The sequence below is a fragment of the Microbulbifer maximicatervae (SeqCode) genome (genome assembly GCF_052467305.1).
Genome location: NZ_CP174306.1, coordinates 2,204,841 through 2,222,850, shown reverse-complemented (window position 1 = coordinate 2,222,850; position 18,010 = coordinate 2,204,841). Strand labels below are relative to the sequence as shown.

The window sequence follows — 18,010 nt, the reverse complement described above, 5'->3', positions numbered from 1 at the left end:
TTCATAATTCAGCAGTCCAGCTAATGCCCTTTGTAATAATAGCCAATCCAAGAGAGTGGCTGCCGAGGGTAGTCGTAAGCGGAAAGAAGCGGGCTAAATTTGTTAGTTGTGATTATTTATGATGTATTCCAGGTGCCTTGTATCAGTGCCGCAGCAGCCGCCCAATATATTGAACCCGTTATTCTGATTTAAGCGAAGCATAAGATTACCCCATTCTGATATGCTGTCGGAGCGCGTTGTTTTGCTGTTTTCTAGTTCATTGTGCGTTAGTGATGAAGCATTGGCTTGTATGCCGATTAGTCTGTCAGGTAATTGACTTGAAGCGTTTAGAAAAGAAGGATGAGAACAATTAATAAAGTACCCAGAAGGTTTAGGCGAAACCTGGTGATCAATATGTGAAATTGCTTCTTGAATGGTATGGCCATCTAAAAGGCGGCCATCTGAGCCAATGACAAAGCTAATAAAATATGGTTTAGAGTACTTTGACATTAGAGATGCAATGCCAAGTGCCTCTGGTATAGCTGGTAGGGTTACTCCCATGAGGTAGTCAGCATTAGAGGCTCCGAGCTTATCAATTTGCCAACGATGATAAGAAAGAGATTCTTTGTAAGTTAGGCCTTGTTCTGGTTTGTAGCAGTCATTTTTACAGCCGACTAGGCCTCCTACATATACATTTCCTTCTTTTGGCAAGATATTCGAAAGAAAATTAACAGCGTCTTCATTGATAGATGTAGGTGCTTTGGCTAGAGAAACTCTCTCTGAGCTGGCCCTCCATGTAGGAGTTGCAAGCAAAAGAGGGAGTTTTGCATCAATTGCAAGGTTTATGTATTCACTGTAGATTCGTTTAAGGCTTTCAGCACCAGCTTTGCTATAGATTAATTTAGCATGGTCGACATGGCTGCAAAGGCTTATATCTTTGTTACGCCTGACTCTTTCGAGTATGGCCGCTTCAGTAAGAATCAACTTTTCTGAAAGAATTCCTTGCATGATGCTCTCCGGTGTAAGCTGTCGGGCGCTGAAGTTGAACACCCAGTTATATTTAAACTTTATACTGCCGCCATTAAAATTGCCATGCAAGAAAGACTAGGATTAAAACCCAGCTACTGACAAAGTAAACTCCAACGAGTCATAAAGTGTACTTGGTACTTTTGGAGCGAATGAGCTGCACAACCAATTCCCACTAGCAAAACTAGCGAGTGTAAGGGCAGGAAATATGATTAGCTGGATGTCGTTAGTGGTTAAGAACTCAGCCCTAGATTTGAAAGCTCTGAAATTCGATATTATGGGCCTCTATCTCCTGATGTTCTTTAGCTAATCCAAGCTCATATTCTTCGCTATTTTCTAACAAGGATACAACTTTAGAAATTCCTATCTTAGAAAAATATTTGGCGTCTTCAGTCAACAATTTTGAAGAGGTTTTAGGCATTGCATGAAGCGTACCGTTACCAATCTTTGTCACTTCAAAAACTGAAGGGATCATAAAAATCCTTCTTACATAATACTTATGGATGCTCCAGGGCTGGAGTATCCTGTCTGCGATTGTTATTGTTTATGGAATCCTGGGCACATTTCACGAAGTTGACTGCTTGCCAATTGCACCATACTCTTGTTGAAATTTTGAGCAAAGCTTCTGGCCTGCGCTATAAGATCTTCATGGTTAACACAATACTGAGAATCAGCTCCAACCCAAAGTATCTCCCATTTAGTATTTTTAAAAACACATGAAGTAAATGGAATATCGAAGCCTGGGCGAGAAGGGCCAATTCCATCTGCTACTACGATGAAGTAAACATTATCCTCTTTAAACGCCTTCTCTGCTAAGATCGCTGCAGTTTCAGGTTTGTAACTATCCTTTTTCGATTCAAAAGAGCAATCAGAAAGTGCCTTGCCAGAAGCCAACCATAGTAGAGCTAAAGTCAGTATTTTTTTCATGTCTGTACCAACGTCGCGAGTAAGAGCAGCCGAAGTAGAGTATAAGCTGCCCAACCATCCGAGTGGGTGATCTTGCAGGGCTTGTTGAGTTAAAACGAAGCTATAGTGCCAGATTGTAGGAAAACTCTCAGGAGTCGTGTGCTCAGGTAGAGGTTAATTCTTGCAGAAAATACAAGCCACCTAAAAATTGACTGCCAGAATAACGCTTAACCGGTTGAAACGGAGTTGTTTTTTCACGCTAGCGTAGTATTAAGGAGTGAACGAATCAACGTAGTGGAAGTTGGGTTAACTATTTTTTTAGCTGCGTATCCTGCCCGATAGTACAGCCTTGATAAATGGCCATTTGTTTTCAGTGTAGGCTTCACGGTCTTGAGGGTTATCTTGGGCAAGCTTTTGTTTTAATGCTGCGTATTTCTGAGCGATGGTACGGTTATTGCGCAATATATCGCGAAATTTAAGGCGCTCTTGCCAAAGATTACTTTTGAATGGGATAAGGTGAAGATGATGCGTGCGGTATTCAGGTTTAGGTTTACAAAACCAATGCATAACATCATCTTTGTATGGGTAATAGCAATAATTAATCACCGATAGGGCTTCAATAGCAGGTTTGGAGCTGGGTAAGTCTTTTACCCCAAACATTATGTCGATGATGGGTTTTGCAGATAGCCCCGGAACTGAAGTGCTACCAACGTGCTCGACAGCTCCGCACAGCCATTCGCCTGCTACATTTAGAAGGATTCCTTTCTCCTTCTCAAATGCATCAGGCCAAGCACTATTGTAGTTTTCTAATTCAATTTTCATTTCAAAGAAGAAAGGCTGTTGACGCCCGATTAATTGGTAGGCAGATATTGCCCCAAACTGATACGTAGCGAAAACTTCATAATATTGGCCTATCCATCTGGGTTGTTTGCTAGCAGTAAACTAAACCCATACATCATTTTCTGCCGTTAACCTGCTTTCAGTACCGCCAGTGTTAACAACACCTTTAGGCTCAACAATCATGATTTGGCATTCATCTGTTGCAGATGGTTTATGTTCAACACCCTTTGGGATAACAAACATTTCCCCTGAGTTAATTTCAACCTTGCCATCACGGAGTTCAATAAGTAGTGACCCTTCAATTACAATAAACACTTCATCTGTTTCAGGGTGATTATGCCATACAAAGTCACCTTCAACTTTAACCAGTTTAAATTGATAATCATTCATCTCTGCGATAACACGCGGAGACCAATGTTCGGTAAATTTTGCGTATTTCTCTTTGAGATTTATTGCATTGAACTCCATTCAGAATCCTTTCTGCTAAGTGCCGCTAACGAGTGTGTAGAAAAACTCACCCCTCACTTTATATTGTACTTTTACGTGAAAAATAGCCTACTGACCAGTGAAAACTCAGCCAGAATTTTCGTAGAATCGCCACTTGAGGTTAATATTTGATCACACCTAAGGGAGCAAAAACACACATTAGTTTTCTACAGCCTGAACCACTGGATAAGGCACGCCGTACTAACGCACTAGTTTTATGTTAACTTGCGAAGCCGGTGAGCAACCCAAAAGCGAAGTAGAAATGTAGGCGTTGCCCCTCATTCATTATGTTTTTCAGCGCATTTCTAGATATGCAATCGACGCCGGAACCCTCTTGGGTTCAACGTGTGTAGAATGCATCTGCTGTAGAACCCATTTACCATCTTCCTTGACCACCACAACACTTTCCAGCCATACAACGTCCCGCGTACCCTCTTTAGAGGAAAACACAGCTTTATTCCAGTAATTTATAAGGGCAATATCTTCTCTCACATCAGTAGAGATAAGGCTGTAGTAGTTCTCCCTCTTGTATTCAGCAGGTGGAACAGCGGCGATAAGTTCATCAATACCCCAAACTTCTCCATTCTCAAGAAGCTCAAATTTGTCTGTTACGGACCTCTTCATAGCAGAATGATCAAACTTAGAAATAGCTGAAAAGAGTGCAACAACCGGTTCAAATACTGGATCTGATTCTGCTACAGCAGGTCCAGAGAACAGTGACAAAACCAATACAATTTTTCTTAGTGTTTTCATGGTTCCCTCTTAAAAAATAACGTTGCTAGCAAGAGCAGCCGAAGTGGCGCGTAGCTTTTCAAGCCCTGCCATCGCCCGCTAAATTCACAGGGAAAAATATCATACTTTTCCCACTAAATAACTATCTGATTGGATCTCCACAATGTGGAGCTGGCTTACTTGGTTTGTTAGTTTAAAACGAGGGTACTCAAACAAAACCATGATACCAGTTTCAGGAGGGATCATTGGGTAGTTGCGCTCAGGTATAGTATGGTGCTTGCTGAAACTAAAGAGTTTTCATTTTTTGGGGCAAAGCTTGCCTGGCATGATAAGTCTCTGCTCCAACTAAAATACCATTTTTGTCAGCTTGCTAGTCGATCCCGCGGTATTTTGATTGGCAAGACTCTGAAAGAGCTTGCCGTGTTTCTCCGTGATTGGATCAATTGTTTTGGTATAGTCCAAGGCTATAAAAATGTATTGATTTGGACTATTGGATACGGCAGAGATTAAGAATGATTTATTGGAAGAATTGGCGCAGGGAGAGCGAAAGTCCGAAACTTATTGCGCATAGGTGTAAGTGAATCGCTGGCAGTTTATCAGCAATTGTTAGCCACTTTTTCGTAGTTGCTCACTATATATTTCCTGTATCACAGCATGGCCAACTACCTTTGAACCCTCTCGAACCTCTAGATTGGCACCTACCTCGAAGCATTTTAGATATGCCTCTGGTGTGGTGAATTTATCAAGCACCTGGGTGCGGCAACTCCTGTATCAATTAACCAATGAATTGTAGTTATGAGGTAGTCAGCTTTAACCTTATTATGAGGTCAGTATCCATTCTTTACGGAGAATTTTCTCCAGAAAAATAAATCTGTACATAAGTGCCAGGTTTTCAGTCCGGGTTTTCATTTCTATTGAAGTTATCATAAATCTCATTTAAGAGTTGAGTACATGAATTTCACTTGAACAATCTGTGAACGGTGCGACTTATCCACCCCTGATGTTTAGTCATTTCTTTCCTCACATAGGGAGAATAATCTTTGTCGTCGTTCTTAATGTGATTTGTCAACCAGATTTTTAAATCACTCATAAGTCTACGAGTTATATCCTTTCCGTTTTCGTGTTGCTCAACATATGAGTCTATCTGCGCAACAAAGGATCTGTGGACTTTCTTGTGAGTGTCCGACAGAGGATAACCTGATCTTTCCATCAAGTCTTCTTCAAAATCGAAGTGGGTGGACGTGTAATCGGCAAGGCCTATAAGTACTTTTGATATTCTCTCTTTATCATTTTCAATATGTGCCAAATCAAGCTCGTTTATATAATCTACGATTCTCCTATGCTGCTCATCAATGACGTTTATACCCACTGACAACGACGCATCCCAGGACCAATAGCTCATTTTTCTTCACCAGGTTTTTATGTAACACTCGACTCTGTAGCAGGCGCGGAGCCGCAAAGCGGCGGAATAAGCATCCCAAAGCCGAAAACGTGATAACAGCTGCTTGTGAGTTCTTTTTTTGTAATTTTTCACTGTTTCTCAAAATTCTGATTTTCGTGCAGTGGGACAATCTATTTATTCGACCAACTGACCTTCAACTAGTAATCTCAATTTTGACTCCCTGTTAATACTTGAAACTTATGAGGCCTTGAAAGCCAAGCCAGTTTCATACATTGGCGTGAAACAATTCGGGTATACCAATTCGTATTCTGTAAGACCTTAGTTACCACGCTTGTCTTGAGCGTACTTATGCGTCTTGAAGGCCTTTTTTACTTCACGATGCGAAGCCAGTCGGGATGCCTTTCTCGTACATACCTAGCCTGATTATGGCTGGCGTGTTTCAGGCAGACGACTAGCACTGTACTAGCCAATAGCTTGGCTGGCCACTGCCCAATATTTACGAGGAAAAAATACCAAACTATCCCCACCCAATTTCTTTCTTACTGGCACCCAGTGAAATTTCAGCGAATTGCCCCTATCTACCACGCCCAAACGAACACTCTAGGAACGAAACCGCTTGACTTTCAAGCTGGCAATTAGCAAAAAGCTGAATGCCAAATTAGTACTTAATATTCTATGTTGGCATAATCAAAAATTTATATGGTCTGCTACCATAACGCCTCCACTAAGTTTTATACACAGACGTTTTGCGCTTTCTTGATGTAAATCAATAATTTGTAGCTTTATTTCAATTTAACTGTGTCTTATATGGAGTTGTTATGCAAGATTGGGGAACTGGTGGATTTAAAAATCAAGCCGTGGGGGATACTCGATTGGGCTCTTTATGGATTCCAGGGGTTGGAGTTTTGAGATCCTATCAATAAAATTAGCTATAAACGGAAGCCGGAGCAACTCATAGGCAGTCCGGTGGAGGCTGTTTCTTGGTCAGAACGTACTTAATGACTTTGTTAAATGTTTTCGGTTGAAATTTTCTACTCTTCAAGACAGTCATTGATATATTCTTCAATGTTTGAAGCTAGCTTCATATTTGAAATTTCTTTGTGGTTAAAATCTTCTTCATGGTCTGCTATATATATAGTGGTATCTTGTTGGCTTAAATTGATAAAATAATAATTTCCGAAGCCGTCGAAGCCTATTGCAAAAAAATTATTTGGCCAATGATCTTGATAACAGAAACCATCTTCACGAAGCTTCCGATTAGTTTTTATAAGCCAGTCTAAGTCTTTTACAAGTTCTCCCTCAATCTGGTCTGGATCATCAGATTGTGGGAATGGGTAATTTATAAGAGTATCGGTATAGAAAGATGGTAACTCAATGTCAAAGGCATTGTTAATTGTATTAATTGTATTTTTCATGTGTTTGTGTATTGCCCACGTATAGCATTTATATAGGGAGCCTCTGAATAATTCTGAGTCAATTTGGTAATATTCACCTACCCATCAAGACTACGATGAATCATGCACCAAGTCACCTTTGCCGAAGCAGAATATAAGCTAAAGCGCCGTATAACTCGCCGAGAGAAGTTTCTTTCTCAAATGGAAGCCCTCATCCCATGGCAGCGACTAGTAGCTCAGATCACCACTTGCTATCCACAAGGCAAACGTGGCCGACAGCCATATCCATTGAGTGTCATGCTCCGTATTCATTGCATGCAGCTATTTTACAATCTCAGTGATCCCGCTATGGAGGATGCACTGTATGAAATTGAATCCATGCGTAGTTTTGCTGGATTGACTTTGAGCGGCCCAATTCCCGATGAAACTACGATTCTTAACTTTCGCCACTTACTGGAGCTCAATCAGCTAGGTACAGCTCTTTTTGATGAAATCAACAAGCATCTTGCTGAGAATGGCATGGTACTGCGAGAAGGCACGATTGTAGATGCCACTATTATCTCTGCGCCAACTTCAACTAAGAATAAAAAGAAAGAACGTGATCCAGAAATGCATCAAACAAAGAAAGGTAATCAGTGGCATTTTGGAATGAAAATGCATATCGGGGTTGATGATGTGCTCGGAGTAATACATAGCATAGATACAACAGCAGCGAATTCGCATGATGTCACAACCACAGAGCGAGTTCTCCACGGGGAGGAGAAAAGAATCTGGGGAGACTCTGGGTACATTGGTGCGGAGAAACGTGAAGAGTTGAAAGAGCGGGAGGCGGATTGGTATATAGCAATGAAGCCGAGCAAGCTAAGAACTCTTCCAGGGCGTGATGCACTCCGTAAAGCGGAAAAGATCAAGGCGCAGATAAGAGCGAAGGTCGAGCACCCCTTCCGCTACATCAAACGGGTATTTGGTTATGACAAGGTCCGCTATCGGGGACTGGTAAAAAATACTGAGAGGCTGTGCTTACTGGCAGGCTTTACCAACTTATTAATAGGGAGAAAATACTTGGCTGCCTAGGGGTGGTTCGCCTGAAACCCACCTATTGAGGGTTTCAGATGAAAAATTAGGGGACTATTACGCGAAAATTACGCGTTTGTGCGTAATAAAGAGAATTTTTCAAGCAGCTCAGCTTAATTCTGGAAGAATGCTTCGTTGATCAGAGTATCCATAGTAATCATACGGATCACTATTATCCTGATTACTATTTCAGAATCAATTTCTTCGCTAAAACGAAAATATTGTTATAAAATCATTGGGTTAAATTTAGTTGTCACGGCCGTGCAAACTGCAAAAAGGATCACTTTGACTACTATCCCATTTCTTATATCACTCTGTAACTCTTTGATTCATAGTTGATTATTGTATTTTTCGTCTGCTCTCGAAATAACAGTCAGGATAACCATGAACCCGAAGCGAGCGCAAAAGGGCAATCCCCCGGCGTCGCCAGGGGATATTCACTCGACTTACCCTCGGATACGCCGCACCCGAAATTTACGTCCTTTCAACTTGCCGTTTTCTATTTTCTTCAGTGCTTGTGATGCCACATTGCGTTTAATCGCAACATAGGCGGTCATGTCCAGTACGTTGATCTTGCCAACATCTTTCCCGTTAATCGGGCGATCGCCGCCGGTTAGGGCACCGAGGATATCGCCGGGGCGGACCTTTTGCTTCTTGCCGCCATCGATCTGCAGGGTAGCCATCGGTGCCTGGAAAGGGGGTTCGCTTAATATGCTGGCTGGTGGCGGTGTATCTGGGTCGGATAGTGGGTCCTGGGTTAGATCCATACGAACTAGTTTGTGGCCTTCCTTCTCGGCAAAAAAGGAGTAAGCGCAACCGCGCTCACCGGCGCGGCCTGTCCGCCCGATGCGGTGGGTGTGCACTTCCGGGTCTTTGGCGATATGAAAGTTGATAACCGCATCCAGCTTGTCGATATCAAGACCGCGTGCCGCTACATCGGTGGCCACCAGAATTGAAGCGCTGCCATTGGCAAATCGAATCAGGGTTTCATTGCGCTGGCGCTGCTCCATATCACCATGCAGGGCGAGGACATTGAAGCCAGCCTGTTTCAGATCATCGGCCACCTCATCGGTTTCGCGTTTGGTGTTGCAGAAAATCAGGGTATTGACGGGCTTATCATTGAGCAGAACACGCCGAGTCATCTCCAGGCGATCCTCGAAACTCTCAGTTCTGTAAAAGCGTTGTTCGATCACCTCGTCGCTATGGGCAGAGTCGATTTTAACCATCACCGGTTTTTGCATCACTCGGGCGCTGAGCTTTTCAATTTCATCGGGGTAGGTAGCGCTGAATAGTAACGACTGCCGCCCAGTTGGCACCTGCGCCAGAATGGTATCGATAACGTCCTGAAATCCCATATCGAGCATTCGGTCGGCTTCGTCAAAGACCAGCGTATCGACATGCTCTAAGGAGAGCGTTCCTTTGCGCAGGTGTTCTTCGATACGTCCTGGAGTACCAACGATGATATGGGCACCATGGGCCAGGGAGCCGATCTGCGGGCCGAAAGGCATGCCGCCGCAGAGAGTCAGAATCTTTATGTTGTGAATTGCTCGTGCCAGTCGGCGCAGTTCCTGCGCAACCTGGTCCGCCAATTCCCGTGTTGGGCAGAGAATCAGCGATTGAATCCGAAAGCGGCTGACATTGAGCCGATGCAGCACCCCCAAACCGAAGGCGGCCGTTTTACCGGAACCGGTTTTTGCCTGGGCGATTACGTCCTTGCCGTCAAGAATGATCGGAAGCGTTTTGGCCTGAACCTCGGTCATGGACTTGTAGTTGAGTGACGCCAGGTTTTTCAGCAGGGCGGGGTTTAGGGGAAGATCGGAAAAAGGTGCAGTCAAGGTGAATCCTGGAGTCGTTAAATGTCAAATACACGTATTACACAAGCAGTAGGGAAAGTGATCGTCACCTACTTAGCCTTTGTGATCGCTGCAATTTTGCAGTTTGTGCAATACAAAATTTGTATGGAATTTTAACAGTTAACCCTGAAGAAACCTATGAATCACCTTGTTCCCGTCAAAGTCTCTTCTATCCAGATTACCTTCTTGTGAGAAGAGAACTGGGGCATTGGGTAGCATAAACCCGGTGCCCCAATTTACTAACGTCAGCTTTGCTTTCCTTCGCGGGCCTTCCACTGATAGAAAACCCCGGGCATCACTAACAATACAAACAGCAGTGTGGTTATGGTGCCGCCCACCATTGGTGCTGCGATCCGTTTCATAACATCTGCACCGGTGCCATCGGAAACCATGACTGGTATCAATGAAATTAACAGTGTCAGGCTGGTCATTAGCATCGGGCGAATACGGCCAGCTGCCGCTTGGGCAACAGTCGCTGTATTACCGCGCTCTGAGTTATGTCCGGCGGCAGATAAGTAGTGCAGCATTAATAACCCCATCTCAGCGGCGAGACCAGCCATGGCAATCATACCGACCCATACAGCAACGCTCAGTTTGTAGTCGAGCAGGTATAACAGCCAGAAGGCGCCGATCAGTGCCATTGGCATGGCGGTGAGTACAAACAGGGTGTCGGATAGCCTGCCTCGATGCAGATACAGGAGGAAGCACACAGCCAACAAGGTCAGGGGCACTAACCATTGCAGGCGGGACTTGGCGCGCTCCAGGTATTGGTATTGGCCGGCCCAGGCGATACGTTGCCCGGGAATCAGATTAACCTGATCGGCAACAACCTGCTTTGCGCGATTAACATAATCTGCAACGCCGATATCGCCCTTCAAGTCGACAAATACCAAGCCCACCAACTGCCCATCCTCATTGCGGATCATGGGCGGGCCAGTGCGGAAGTCCAGATCAGCCAGCTGGTTCAGGGGCACTTGGGAACCATCAGAGGCGGGGACCAGGATTTGTTCCAGCTGTTCAGGAGTATCCCGGTAGTCGCGGGCATAGCGCACTAACACATCGTAACGTTCGCGGCCTTCGATGGTCTGGGTTGCGGCCAGGCCACCAGCCGCTGCGGCGATCACATCTTCGATATCCTGTACATTCAAGCCGTGGCGGGAAGCCCGTGCGCGATCGATATCAAAGTCCAGGAAGTAACCGCCGGTTAGACGCTCGGCGAAGACGCTTCGGGTTTGCTCCGAAGTGCGTTGGTCACTGCGCAGTGCTTCTTCGATGGCCAAAGCAGTCTGTTCGATTTCCTCCAGGTTATCCCCAAACACTTTGATGCCGAGCTGGCTGCGAATACCGGTGGCGAGCATCTCAGTGCGGGTTTGGATGGGCATCCACCAGATATTAGGCATGCCCGGATAGCGCAGCTTTTCATCCATTTCCGCCAGCAGGTCGTCCCAAGTCATGCCGGGACGCCACTCACTTTTAGGTTTCAGAGTGATAACGGTTTCTACCATTGAGAGCGGTGCAGGATCGGTGGCGCTGTTGGAGCGGCCAATCTTGCCAAAGACATGCTCAACTTCTGGGAAGGCTTTCAGTTCCTCGTCCATTTGTTGCAGCACCTTGCCCGCTTCGGTAACCGACATGCCGGGTAGGGCAGTGGGCATATACAGGATGCTGCCCTCATTGAGCGGCGGCATAAATTCACCACCTAGCTTGCTAATGGGGTAGGCCACAGAAACCAGAGCTAATACCGCGAGAGTGGTCACAACTTTGCGTTGCCGCACGCAGAAGTGAATCACTGGCTGTAGTGTATGGACTAAAACGCGGGAAATCGGGTTTTCCCTGTTGCGAATTTTGCCGCGCATTAGCAGTACAGCGAGCGCTGGAATCAAGGTGATTGCCAATAGGGCGGCGAAAGCCATGCTGTAGGTTTTGGTGTAGGCGAGGGGCTTGAATAGGCGGCCCTCGGTAGCTTCCAGCGCGAATACCGGCAGGAATGAAACCGTGATAATAATCAGGGAGAAGAAAATACTCGGTCCGACTTCCTGCATTGCCCGAACGATTAGCGTTCTTTTCACGCCCGGAGACAACTCCTTATCACCATCGGCTGCCAGCTTTTTGTGGATGTTATCCACCATTACCACTGCCGCATCCACCATGGCACCGATGGCTACGGCAATACCTCCCAGTGACATAATGTTGGCGGTAAGCCCTTGTAGGGACAGTGGAATAAAGGCCAGTAAAACTGCAATCGGCAGAGTGATTACAGCTACCAATGCGGAGCGGGCGTGGAGTAGGAAAATAGCGATCACAGCGGCGACCACCAGCATCTCTTCAATCAAGGTGTTCTTGAGATTGTCGATCGCACTATTAATTAATTGTGAGCGATCATAGGTCACTACCAGCTCAACGCCTTTCGGTAAGCCCGCACGGACTTGCTCGATGCGCTCTTTAACTCTCTCAATAACCTTGAGGGCATTTTCACCGTAGCGCATCACCACGATGCCACCTACGGTCTGGCCCTCGCCGTCCAGCTCGGCAATACCGCGCTGCATCGCAGGCCCCAGGGTAATATCCGCTACCTGATCCAAAGTCACCGGAATCTTTGCCGCATTGACCCCGATCACCACCTCTTCGAGATCGTCAACACTGCGGATATAGCCACGGCCACGCACCATATGTTCGTGGCCCGCGATCTCAAGTACCCTTCCTCCGGTGTCGTTGTTACTGCGGCGAATGGCCTCGACCACTTTACCAAGCGGAACCTTAAACATCTGCAAGCGATGGGGGTCGATTTGGACCTGGTACTCCTTTTCGTAGCCTCCAATGGAGGCAACTTCGGCCACGCCTTCAACAGAAGTGAGCCAATAGCGCAACTTGAAATCCTGTAGCGCGCGCAGTTCTTGCAGGTCGTTATTACCGCTTCGATCAACTAGCGCGTACTGGAATACCCAGCCCACTCCGGTGGCATCCGGGCCAAGCTTTGGCTGAACACCTTCTGGGAGCTGGTCGGCTACCTGGTTGAGGTACTCCAGGACCCGTGAGCGGGCCCAGTAAATATCGGTGCCGTCTTCAAAGATGGCGTAGACAAAGCTGAGACCAAAAAAGCTCTGGCCCCGCACATATTTGACTTTGGGCAGCCCTAGCATTGCGGTGGAAAGCGGGTAGGTGATTTGATCTTCGATCAGGTCAGGGCTGCGCCCCGGCCAGTCTGTCATCACAATCACCTGGGCGTCGGACAGATCCGGAATAGCATCCAGGGGGACACTGGTTAGCGCCCGGTATCCCGCCAGGGCCGCGATCGCGACAAGAATCAAAGTGATCCCCGGCTTGCCGGCGCAGGCCCCAATAATTCGGGCAATCAGCCCTTTGGGTTCAGAATTTACCACTGCTGTACCCCCGACTTCAGGCGACTTTCCGCCGCGATCAGGAATACACCCGAGGTGACAATTTTATCTCCTGCCTGGAGGCCAGAACGGATAACAATCCTGTCGCTGTCGCCATAACCGGTGCGTACTTGTACCGGCTCCAGACGGCCCTGGCCCAAATCGCGGAAAACAATGCGCTTTTTGCCGGAGATCAATACTGAATCCCTGGGTACCACCAGGAGATTTCCCAGTTCGGCGGTTAACATGATGTCCGCAAACAGTCCCGGGCGCAGTTCACCATCGGTATTGGGCAAGGTCACACGCAGCCGTGCACTGCGGTTATTGTGATTAAGGAAAGGATCAATCTGGGTGAGGGTGGCTGGGATTTCCTCATGGTAGACGTTGGTTAAACGCACTTTGGCCGGCATGCCTTTTTCTATCAGTGGCAACTGATCTTCGTAGGCGTGGGCTTCAATCCAAACCTGGCTGAGGTCGGCTATACGCAGCAGGTTGTCGCCCTTTTCAAACGCAGAGCCCGCGACAATATTCTTCTCAATTATCACACCACTGGCGGGTGCAAAAATCGGGATATAGTCCTGTGCTTTTTGCTGTTCAACCAGCCAGTCGATTTGCTCTTCAGAGAGGCCCCACAACAATAGACGCCTTCGTGCTGCTTTCTCCAGGGCATCGCCACGGCGGCGGGCCTTTAGATATTCATCCTGGACTGCGAGCAACTCGGGGCTGTAAACAGAAAACAGTACTTCGCCGCGTTTAACCTGCTTGCCTTCAAAATCTGCATCCAACTCACCAATCCAGCCGTCGAAGCGCAGGCTGATATCCCGCAAGCGGGTTTCGTCATAGGTGACCTGGCCGTGCAGGTGAATGGGCAAGGCGAATGGCTGTCGCTCGACGATACCGGTTTTGATACCAATAGCCTGGCGTCGGCCGCTATCCACCACAATGCTGCCACTTTTCAGTTCATCGTGGCTCACAGGTTGCAGGTTCATACCGCAAATAGGGCAACTACCGGCTTCGGCAGCTCTCACCGACGGGTGCATCGAGCAGGTGTAATAGGCGGTATCTGAAGCCTCAGGCGCAGACTTTAGGCGCAGGCCTTTGCGATTGGTGCTCATATCAAAGGCAAGATCGACATGTTTATCGTGGCCTGTCGCTACGTCTACCACCATGGGCCAGGAGCCCACCATGGCCAGCTCAATTTCACCGGTGAAAATGCCGGGGCTGGATTCACTGATATCGGCGACGGCACGCATAGCTGGCATGGCGCCCATGGCGGGCATCTCGGCTACCGCGCGAACTTCGGCTCCAGATACCGGCTTATTGTCAGCATTGCGAACTTCAATTCGAATTTGGTTTTTACCCGCTTGGGGTTGCAGCGGATCGACAGACACTGCGATCTGGAAGGGGCCAGCTTGCACAAAATCAGCATTTGGAGCTTCGGCTTGTGCAGAAATTTTCTTCCAATAAAAGGCCGCGCCGGCAGCCGCTAACAGCAGGGTAAGGGCGATTAAGCTCAATGTTCTTTGCTGGCTCATAGGGCACCCTCCTGAATGAAGGAAAGGGGCATCTGCCCGCAAAGCACGTTATCAATGAGCAGGCCACCAATGGCCGCTATAGCTTGTTGGGAAATCAAAAGGTTCACTCCTAGAACAATCTTTCTGAAGCCGCCAGCAAACATGGGCTGGGGGCATATTTCGCTAGTCAGAGAGAAAGGGAGTGATCAAATACGCAGGCGCAAAGTGGCAAGCCAAGTTCGGTTGCCGGGGTGAGATTCTGTCGCAGTAGGAGATAATTCAGGCGTACTGAATGGCGGAGCCAGAATTTGGGGCCACTGGTAAGTTGGAGGTGGCGCCAACTGGGGAAGTTCCAGATTCAAGTATGCGGCGGTGACGGCAACTTGGTGGTCGTCCAGCGAAGTCTTCAGGGAGACTTGGGCGTCATAGCCACAACAGTCATCATCTGAGTCTGACCCCTTGGCCATATCATCGCAGCAACATTCCGCTGATGGCTTGGGGTCCTCCATCATTTCGCAGGCGAGCACGGTCTGCACTTGCAACATCAGCAGGAGCAGGGCCGCCATGGCTATCAGCTTGGCGCGAAATGTGGACGAATAGTTCTTCATTACTGATAAATCATACACCAGAGGCCGGTTGCTCGACAAAGGTTGCTTTCGCTATGTGATCAAGGGGTACTTCCAAGTTTTTCCTTCTTCCATTAAGGGTAATTACGGCACAGGTTAACCCTTCGGCAGAGATTTCTTGACGATAGTTAGTAGATTCCCTTGGATAAATGCGACTACAACAGCACCACAAGGTGTCTCTATGAAATTAACTCCCCCGGTTTGCCTCCTTCTGATCTGTTTATTGGCGGCACCTTCTTTTGCAGATTCTAAACGCACATCTCTCGAGGAGTTATTTGCGACTACCTATAAACATAATGAAGAGATTAACAGTGAATGGGTGCTGAGTAGGGAGCGGAACTGGGCTGCCTGGCAAAGAATGAGGGCTGTTAGGGAAGCTGCTAATAGGGGGGAAGACTTGTCATACCTCAGCAAGTATGGGCTTGAGAGAAAGTCCGCGTGGTACGAGATTGATTTAGGAAAGCAACGAGCGTGGCTGACGTCATTCAGACTGCTAGGGGTACTCTCTTCTTGGTATATGTTAAAGACGAATCAGGAGGAGCTTTATGAGCTTGGTATGACTGTGGCTGAAGTGGAAAAGTTGGGTCGCTATGTTATCGCCAATGACATCAAAGAAATAAACATCCAGGCAAGATTGGATTATTTCCACAAAGAGGAAGCTGGTTACATAGGCCGGATCCTTCAAGGCGGTGAGGACTTTGCCGCTATCTATTTAGAGCTTCAAGGTAATCTTGAAGCTCTTGAACACCTCTTGGAAACTAATTGGATCATAGATCTATTCAGAAAGTTTGATAGTGAAGCTCAAGAGATATTACTGGCCTATAGCTTATCGAAATATAATTCACGAGAGGGAATGGGCCGTAGTAATTACAGTCTGGATCAAGAAGCCGAAATGTTTGTCGATAAATTTCTCTCTGGAGAGATCAATGCAATGACGAAGGAGGCTTTGGAAAGGCTTCAAGAGAAAAGGCTGGCTAAAAAAGCTACCATCAATGTGGAATTTAAGCCCCCGGTTGATTCGCCCGTAAATGAGTGCAAGTGTCCTCCCGATCAATGTTCCTACAATAATTCTTGATTATACTTAATTTAATAGATTTCCCGTCATAATCGACCGCGTGGCATGGTCTTCACTTCGAGTGGTAGTTGTAATGACTGTAACAAGGATCTGTTTTTGGCTTGTCGCGCTTTTCTATTCCTTATCCCCCTTTGCAGATGAATACATAGTTCAGAGCGAGGACTACGACCCGTTTACCCAGATGACAGAACTCTGGCTAAAGGGTGAAATATCAAATCGTCAGATAAGGGATTTGGCACTAAGAGGCCGATATCAAAACAGCTCTGCCGCTAATAGTGCTCATGTCTCCTTCTTTCTTGATGAAATGCAGGTGATTGCGCGGGGGAATTCTGTATCGGGTCGTTCGGCCCAGATATCCGTCCAGGTTGATGAGTCAATTTTTGACTTGGATTATGACCTTGTTTCTATGCATATGATGATCAATGGTCATGGAAATGGGTTATCGAGCAAGCAGAAATTCCTTTTGGTTACTTTTATGTATCGGTTAGCAGCAGAAGGCTGGAGTAAGTCTTCTGGAGTCGATGAAATGGAGAAACATCTTATTTATCGAACTCTCGATTACTTATCTGAAATGCCTGCAGATTATAAAATGTGGGTGATTGCCAAAGAAATACAATACCCGGTTCATTAGGTTGTTAATCTATAGCTTCATTAAAGTTTAAGTGGCTTAAATGGCCACAACAGACTTTAACAGAAGGGCTAAAGGATAAGATTCCTGGCAGTTATTCAGATTATTGGTAGAGGTTTAATTTATTCAGTTTTTATTGCTGTGAATAGCTATATATCAACTATTTAAGGATTTGTTTAATCTAAAGTTCCTAATCACGTGGAATATATTGTAAAAAGGAAAGTTATGGATTTGTCCGATAAAGTTGCTGTTGTTATAGGAGCGGGAAGTGGACTAGGGCGGGCTTTAGCAATACGTTTGGCCGAAAAAGGAATGACGTTGGTATTAGCCGGATATACCCTAAGTCATCTCGAATCAACAGCCAAGTTGATAGCACTAGAAGGTGCTGAGTGTATATGCGTACAAGCAGATGTATCTAAACTTGGGGATGTGCAAAACATCGCCGATAGAACTTTAAAACACTTTGATAAGGTACACTTGCTCTGTAATGTGGCCGGAATAGGTCCTTTGGGGGCTATAGCAGAAACCTCTATGGATGAGTGGGAGTGGATTTTATCAGTGAATTTGTGGGGGCCTATTAACGGTATTCATGTATTTCTCCCTCATATCGAACAGAATGACGAGGGCCATATATTGTCTGTAGCATCGGAATCCGGCCTATATGGTATAGGGTACTTAGGGGCCTACAATGTTTCAAAATTTGGTGTTGTAGGTTTAATGCAAAGTTTAGAGCGGGATCTTCGTTTAGCTAACTCGCCTATAAAAACTTCTGTATTTTGTCCTGGTGCTATAAAAACTAATATTCTCGACTCTTCACGTAATAGGCCTGCAAGTGTAGCGGTAATTCACCCTGAGTCTGAAGTCGAGAAAAAAGTTAAAGCCAAAGTTGTCAAGGTGGTTTCTGAAGGTATGAAGCCAGAAAAAGCTGCTGATATCATTACTAGTGGTATAGAAAGCGGGCAGTTTTGGATTTTCTCCCATCCTTATGTACCCGAAACTGCATTTCAGCAGGCAAAGGCGATGTTGGATAGTAATACGTTAATTGATATTTAGCTTAGTTAGGAAACCTCTGATTAATTTCGAGCCAACTTGGTAGTA

At 46.3% G+C, this 18,010-nt stretch carries 17 protein-coding genes; 5 read left to right on the top strand and 12 right to left on the bottom strand.

Annotated features, from left to right (window positions below; genetic code table 11):
• Positions 1-102 precede the first annotated feature (102 nt).
• The 6 genes from ACJJI4_RS09835 to ACJJI4_RS09810 all read right to left on the bottom strand — a co-directional run bounded on the left by ACJJI4_RS09835 (position 103) and on the right by ACJJI4_RS09810 (position 3,990).
• Entirely contained in the window at positions 103-987 is an 885-nt protein-coding gene (locus tag ACJJI4_RS09835; RefSeq protein ID WP_444927929.1) for a homocysteine S-methyltransferase family protein, read from the bottom strand.
• A gap of 265 nt (positions 988-1,252) precedes the next feature.
• A complete protein-coding gene (locus ACJJI4_RS09830; RefSeq protein ID WP_444927928.1) occupies positions 1,253-1,480 on the bottom strand; it encodes a hypothetical protein in 228 nt (75 codons plus the stop codon).
• A 62-nt stretch (positions 1,481-1,542) separates the two neighbouring features.
• Positions 1,543-1,932: a hypothetical protein gene (locus ACJJI4_RS09825; protein ID WP_444917235.1), complete on the bottom strand. Its 390-nt coding sequence runs from the start codon at positions 1,930-1,932 to the stop codon at positions 1,543-1,545.
• 297 nt (positions 1,933-2,229) lie between these two features.
• Positions 2,230-2,733 (bottom strand): GrpB family protein, encoded by a 504-nt coding sequence (locus tag ACJJI4_RS09820; protein WP_444927927.1) that lies wholly within the window; start codon positions 2,731-2,733, stop codon positions 2,230-2,232.
• Between the two features lie 120 nt (positions 2,734-2,853).
• Positions 2,854-3,219, bottom strand: coding sequence for a cupin domain-containing protein (locus ACJJI4_RS09815; protein ID WP_444927926.1), 366 nt, complete (start codon positions 3,217-3,219; stop codon positions 2,854-2,856).
• Between the two features lie 312 nt (positions 3,220-3,531).
• A complete protein-coding gene (locus ACJJI4_RS09810; protein ID WP_444927925.1) occupies positions 3,532-3,990 on the bottom strand; it encodes a nuclear transport factor 2 family protein in 459 nt (152 codons plus the stop codon).
• A gap of 249 nt (positions 3,991-4,239) precedes the next feature.
• Here ACJJI4_RS09810 and ACJJI4_RS09805 point away from each other — a divergent pair, with 249 nt between their 5' ends.
• The gene (locus ACJJI4_RS09805) at positions 4,240-4,479 is read left to right on the top strand and encodes a hypothetical protein (protein WP_444927924.1); all 240 of its coding nucleotides are present in this window, start codon (positions 4,240-4,242) and stop codon (positions 4,477-4,479) included.
• Between the two features lie 448 nt (positions 4,480-4,927).
• On the opposite strand, the gene ACJJI4_RS09800 is transcribed toward ACJJI4_RS09805, so the two are convergent.
• Together ACJJI4_RS09800 and ACJJI4_RS09795 are read right to left on the bottom strand one after the other, a co-directional pair.
• Positions 4,928-5,371 carry a bacteriohemerythrin gene (locus ACJJI4_RS09800; RefSeq protein ID WP_444927923.1) on the bottom strand — a complete coding sequence of 148 codons (444 nt, stop codon included), beginning with the start codon at positions 5,369-5,371 and terminating at the stop codon, positions 4,928-4,930.
• A gap of 1,031 nt (positions 5,372-6,402) precedes the next feature.
• Positions 6,403-6,786: an SMI1/KNR4 family protein gene (locus ACJJI4_RS09795; protein WP_444927922.1), complete on the bottom strand. Its 384-nt coding sequence runs from the start codon at positions 6,784-6,786 to the stop codon at positions 6,403-6,405.
• Between the two features lie 102 nt (positions 6,787-6,888).
• Here ACJJI4_RS09795 and ACJJI4_RS09790 point away from each other — a divergent pair, with 102 nt between their 5' ends.
• Positions 6,889-7,839, top strand: coding sequence for an IS5 family transposase (locus ACJJI4_RS09790; protein ID WP_444927921.1), 951 nt, complete (start codon positions 6,889-6,891; stop codon positions 7,837-7,839).
• Positions 7,840-8,285: 446 nt separating this feature from the next.
• Here the strand turns inward: ACJJI4_RS09790 and dbpA are convergent, their stop codons facing one another.
• From dbpA to ACJJI4_RS09770, 4 genes are all read right to left on the bottom strand, one after another.
• On the bottom strand, positions 8,286-9,674 hold the full coding sequence (dbpA, locus tag ACJJI4_RS09785; RefSeq protein ID WP_444927920.1) for an ATP-dependent RNA helicase DbpA: 1,389 nt from the start codon (positions 9,672-9,674) through the stop codon (positions 8,286-8,288).
• Between the two features lie 263 nt (positions 9,675-9,937).
• Positions 9,938-13,072, bottom strand: a complete 3,135-nt coding sequence (locus ACJJI4_RS09780) for an efflux RND transporter permease subunit (protein ID WP_444927919.1) — start codon at positions 13,070-13,072, stop codon at positions 9,938-9,940.
• A complete protein-coding gene (locus ACJJI4_RS09775) occupies positions 13,066-14,604 on the bottom strand; it encodes an efflux RND transporter periplasmic adaptor subunit (protein ID WP_444927918.1) in 1,539 nt (512 codons plus the stop codon). Before ACJJI4_RS09775 ends, ACJJI4_RS09780 begins: the two co-directional genes overlap by 7 nt.
• A gap of 185 nt (positions 14,605-14,789) precedes the next feature.
• Positions 14,790-15,191 (bottom strand): hypothetical protein, encoded by a 402-nt coding sequence (locus ACJJI4_RS09770; RefSeq protein WP_444927917.1) that lies wholly within the window; start codon positions 15,189-15,191, stop codon positions 14,790-14,792.
• Between the two features lie 199 nt (positions 15,192-15,390).
• Between ACJJI4_RS09770 and ACJJI4_RS09765 the strand changes: the two genes are divergently transcribed.
• The 3 genes from ACJJI4_RS09765 to ACJJI4_RS09755 all read left to right on the top strand — a co-directional run bounded on the left by ACJJI4_RS09765 (position 15,391) and on the right by ACJJI4_RS09755 (position 17,965).
• A complete protein-coding gene (locus tag ACJJI4_RS09765) occupies positions 15,391-16,284 on the top strand; it encodes a hypothetical protein (protein ID WP_444927916.1) in 894 nt (297 codons plus the stop codon).
• 73 nt (positions 16,285-16,357) lie between these two features.
• Positions 16,358-16,915 (top strand): hypothetical protein, encoded by a 558-nt coding sequence (locus ACJJI4_RS09760; RefSeq protein ID WP_282932883.1) that lies wholly within the window; start codon positions 16,358-16,360, stop codon positions 16,913-16,915.
• 222 nt (positions 16,916-17,137) lie between these two features.
• Positions 17,138-17,965 (top strand): SDR family NAD(P)-dependent oxidoreductase, encoded by an 828-nt coding sequence (locus tag ACJJI4_RS09755; protein WP_444927915.1) that lies wholly within the window; start codon positions 17,138-17,140, stop codon positions 17,963-17,965.
• Positions 17,966-18,010: the final 45 nt, after the last annotated feature.

Excerpts from the sequence above, each read along its gene's own strand:
- ACJJI4_RS09770 (WP_444927917.1), bottom strand. The coding sequence starts at position 15,191 with ATGAAGAACTATTCGTCCACATTTCGCGCCAAGCTGATAGCCATGGCG.
- ACJJI4_RS09760 (WP_282932883.1), top strand. The coding sequence starts at position 16,358 with ATGACTGTAACAAGGATCTGTTTTTGGCTTGTCGCGCTTTTCTATTCC.
- ACJJI4_RS09810 (WP_444927925.1), bottom strand. The coding sequence starts at position 3,990 with ATGAAAACACTAAGAAAAATTGTATTGGTTTTGTCACTGTTCTCTGGA.
- ACJJI4_RS09820 (WP_444927927.1), bottom strand. The coding sequence starts at position 2,733 with ATGAAAATTGAATTAGAAAACTACAATAGTGCTTGGCCTGATGCATTT.
- ACJJI4_RS09795 (WP_444927922.1), bottom strand. The coding sequence starts at position 6,786 with ATGAAAAATACAATTAATACAATTAACAATGCCTTTGACATTGAGTTA.
- ACJJI4_RS09755 (WP_444927915.1), top strand. The coding sequence starts at position 17,138 with ATGGATTTGTCCGATAAAGTTGCTGTTGTTATAGGAGCGGGAAGTGGA.
- ACJJI4_RS09835 (WP_444927929.1), bottom strand. The coding sequence starts at position 987 with ATGCAAGGAATTCTTTCAGAAAAGTTGATTCTTACTGAAGCGGCCATA.
- ACJJI4_RS09815 (WP_444927926.1), bottom strand. The coding sequence starts at position 3,219 with ATGGAGTTCAATGCAATAAATCTCAAAGAGAAATACGCAAAATTTACC.
- ACJJI4_RS09790 (WP_444927921.1), top strand. The coding sequence starts at position 6,889 with ATGCACCAAGTCACCTTTGCCGAAGCAGAATATAAGCTAAAGCGCCGT.
- ACJJI4_RS09800 (WP_444927923.1), bottom strand. The coding sequence starts at position 5,371 with ATGAGCTATTGGTCCTGGGATGCGTCGTTGTCAGTGGGTATAAACGTC.
- ACJJI4_RS09825 (WP_444917235.1), bottom strand. The coding sequence starts at position 1,932 with ATGAAAAAAATACTGACTTTAGCTCTACTATGGTTGGCTTCTGGCAAG.
- ACJJI4_RS09765 (WP_444927916.1), top strand. The coding sequence starts at position 15,391 with ATGAAATTAACTCCCCCGGTTTGCCTCCTTCTGATCTGTTTATTGGCG.
- ACJJI4_RS09775 (WP_444927918.1), bottom strand. The coding sequence starts at position 14,604 with ATGAGCCAGCAAAGAACATTGAGCTTAATCGCCCTTACCCTGCTGTTA.
- ACJJI4_RS09830 (WP_444927928.1), bottom strand. The coding sequence starts at position 1,480 with ATGATCCCTTCAGTTTTTGAAGTGACAAAGATTGGTAACGGTACGCTT.
- ACJJI4_RS09805 (WP_444927924.1), top strand. The coding sequence starts at position 4,240 with ATGGTGCTTGCTGAAACTAAAGAGTTTTCATTTTTTGGGGCAAAGCTT.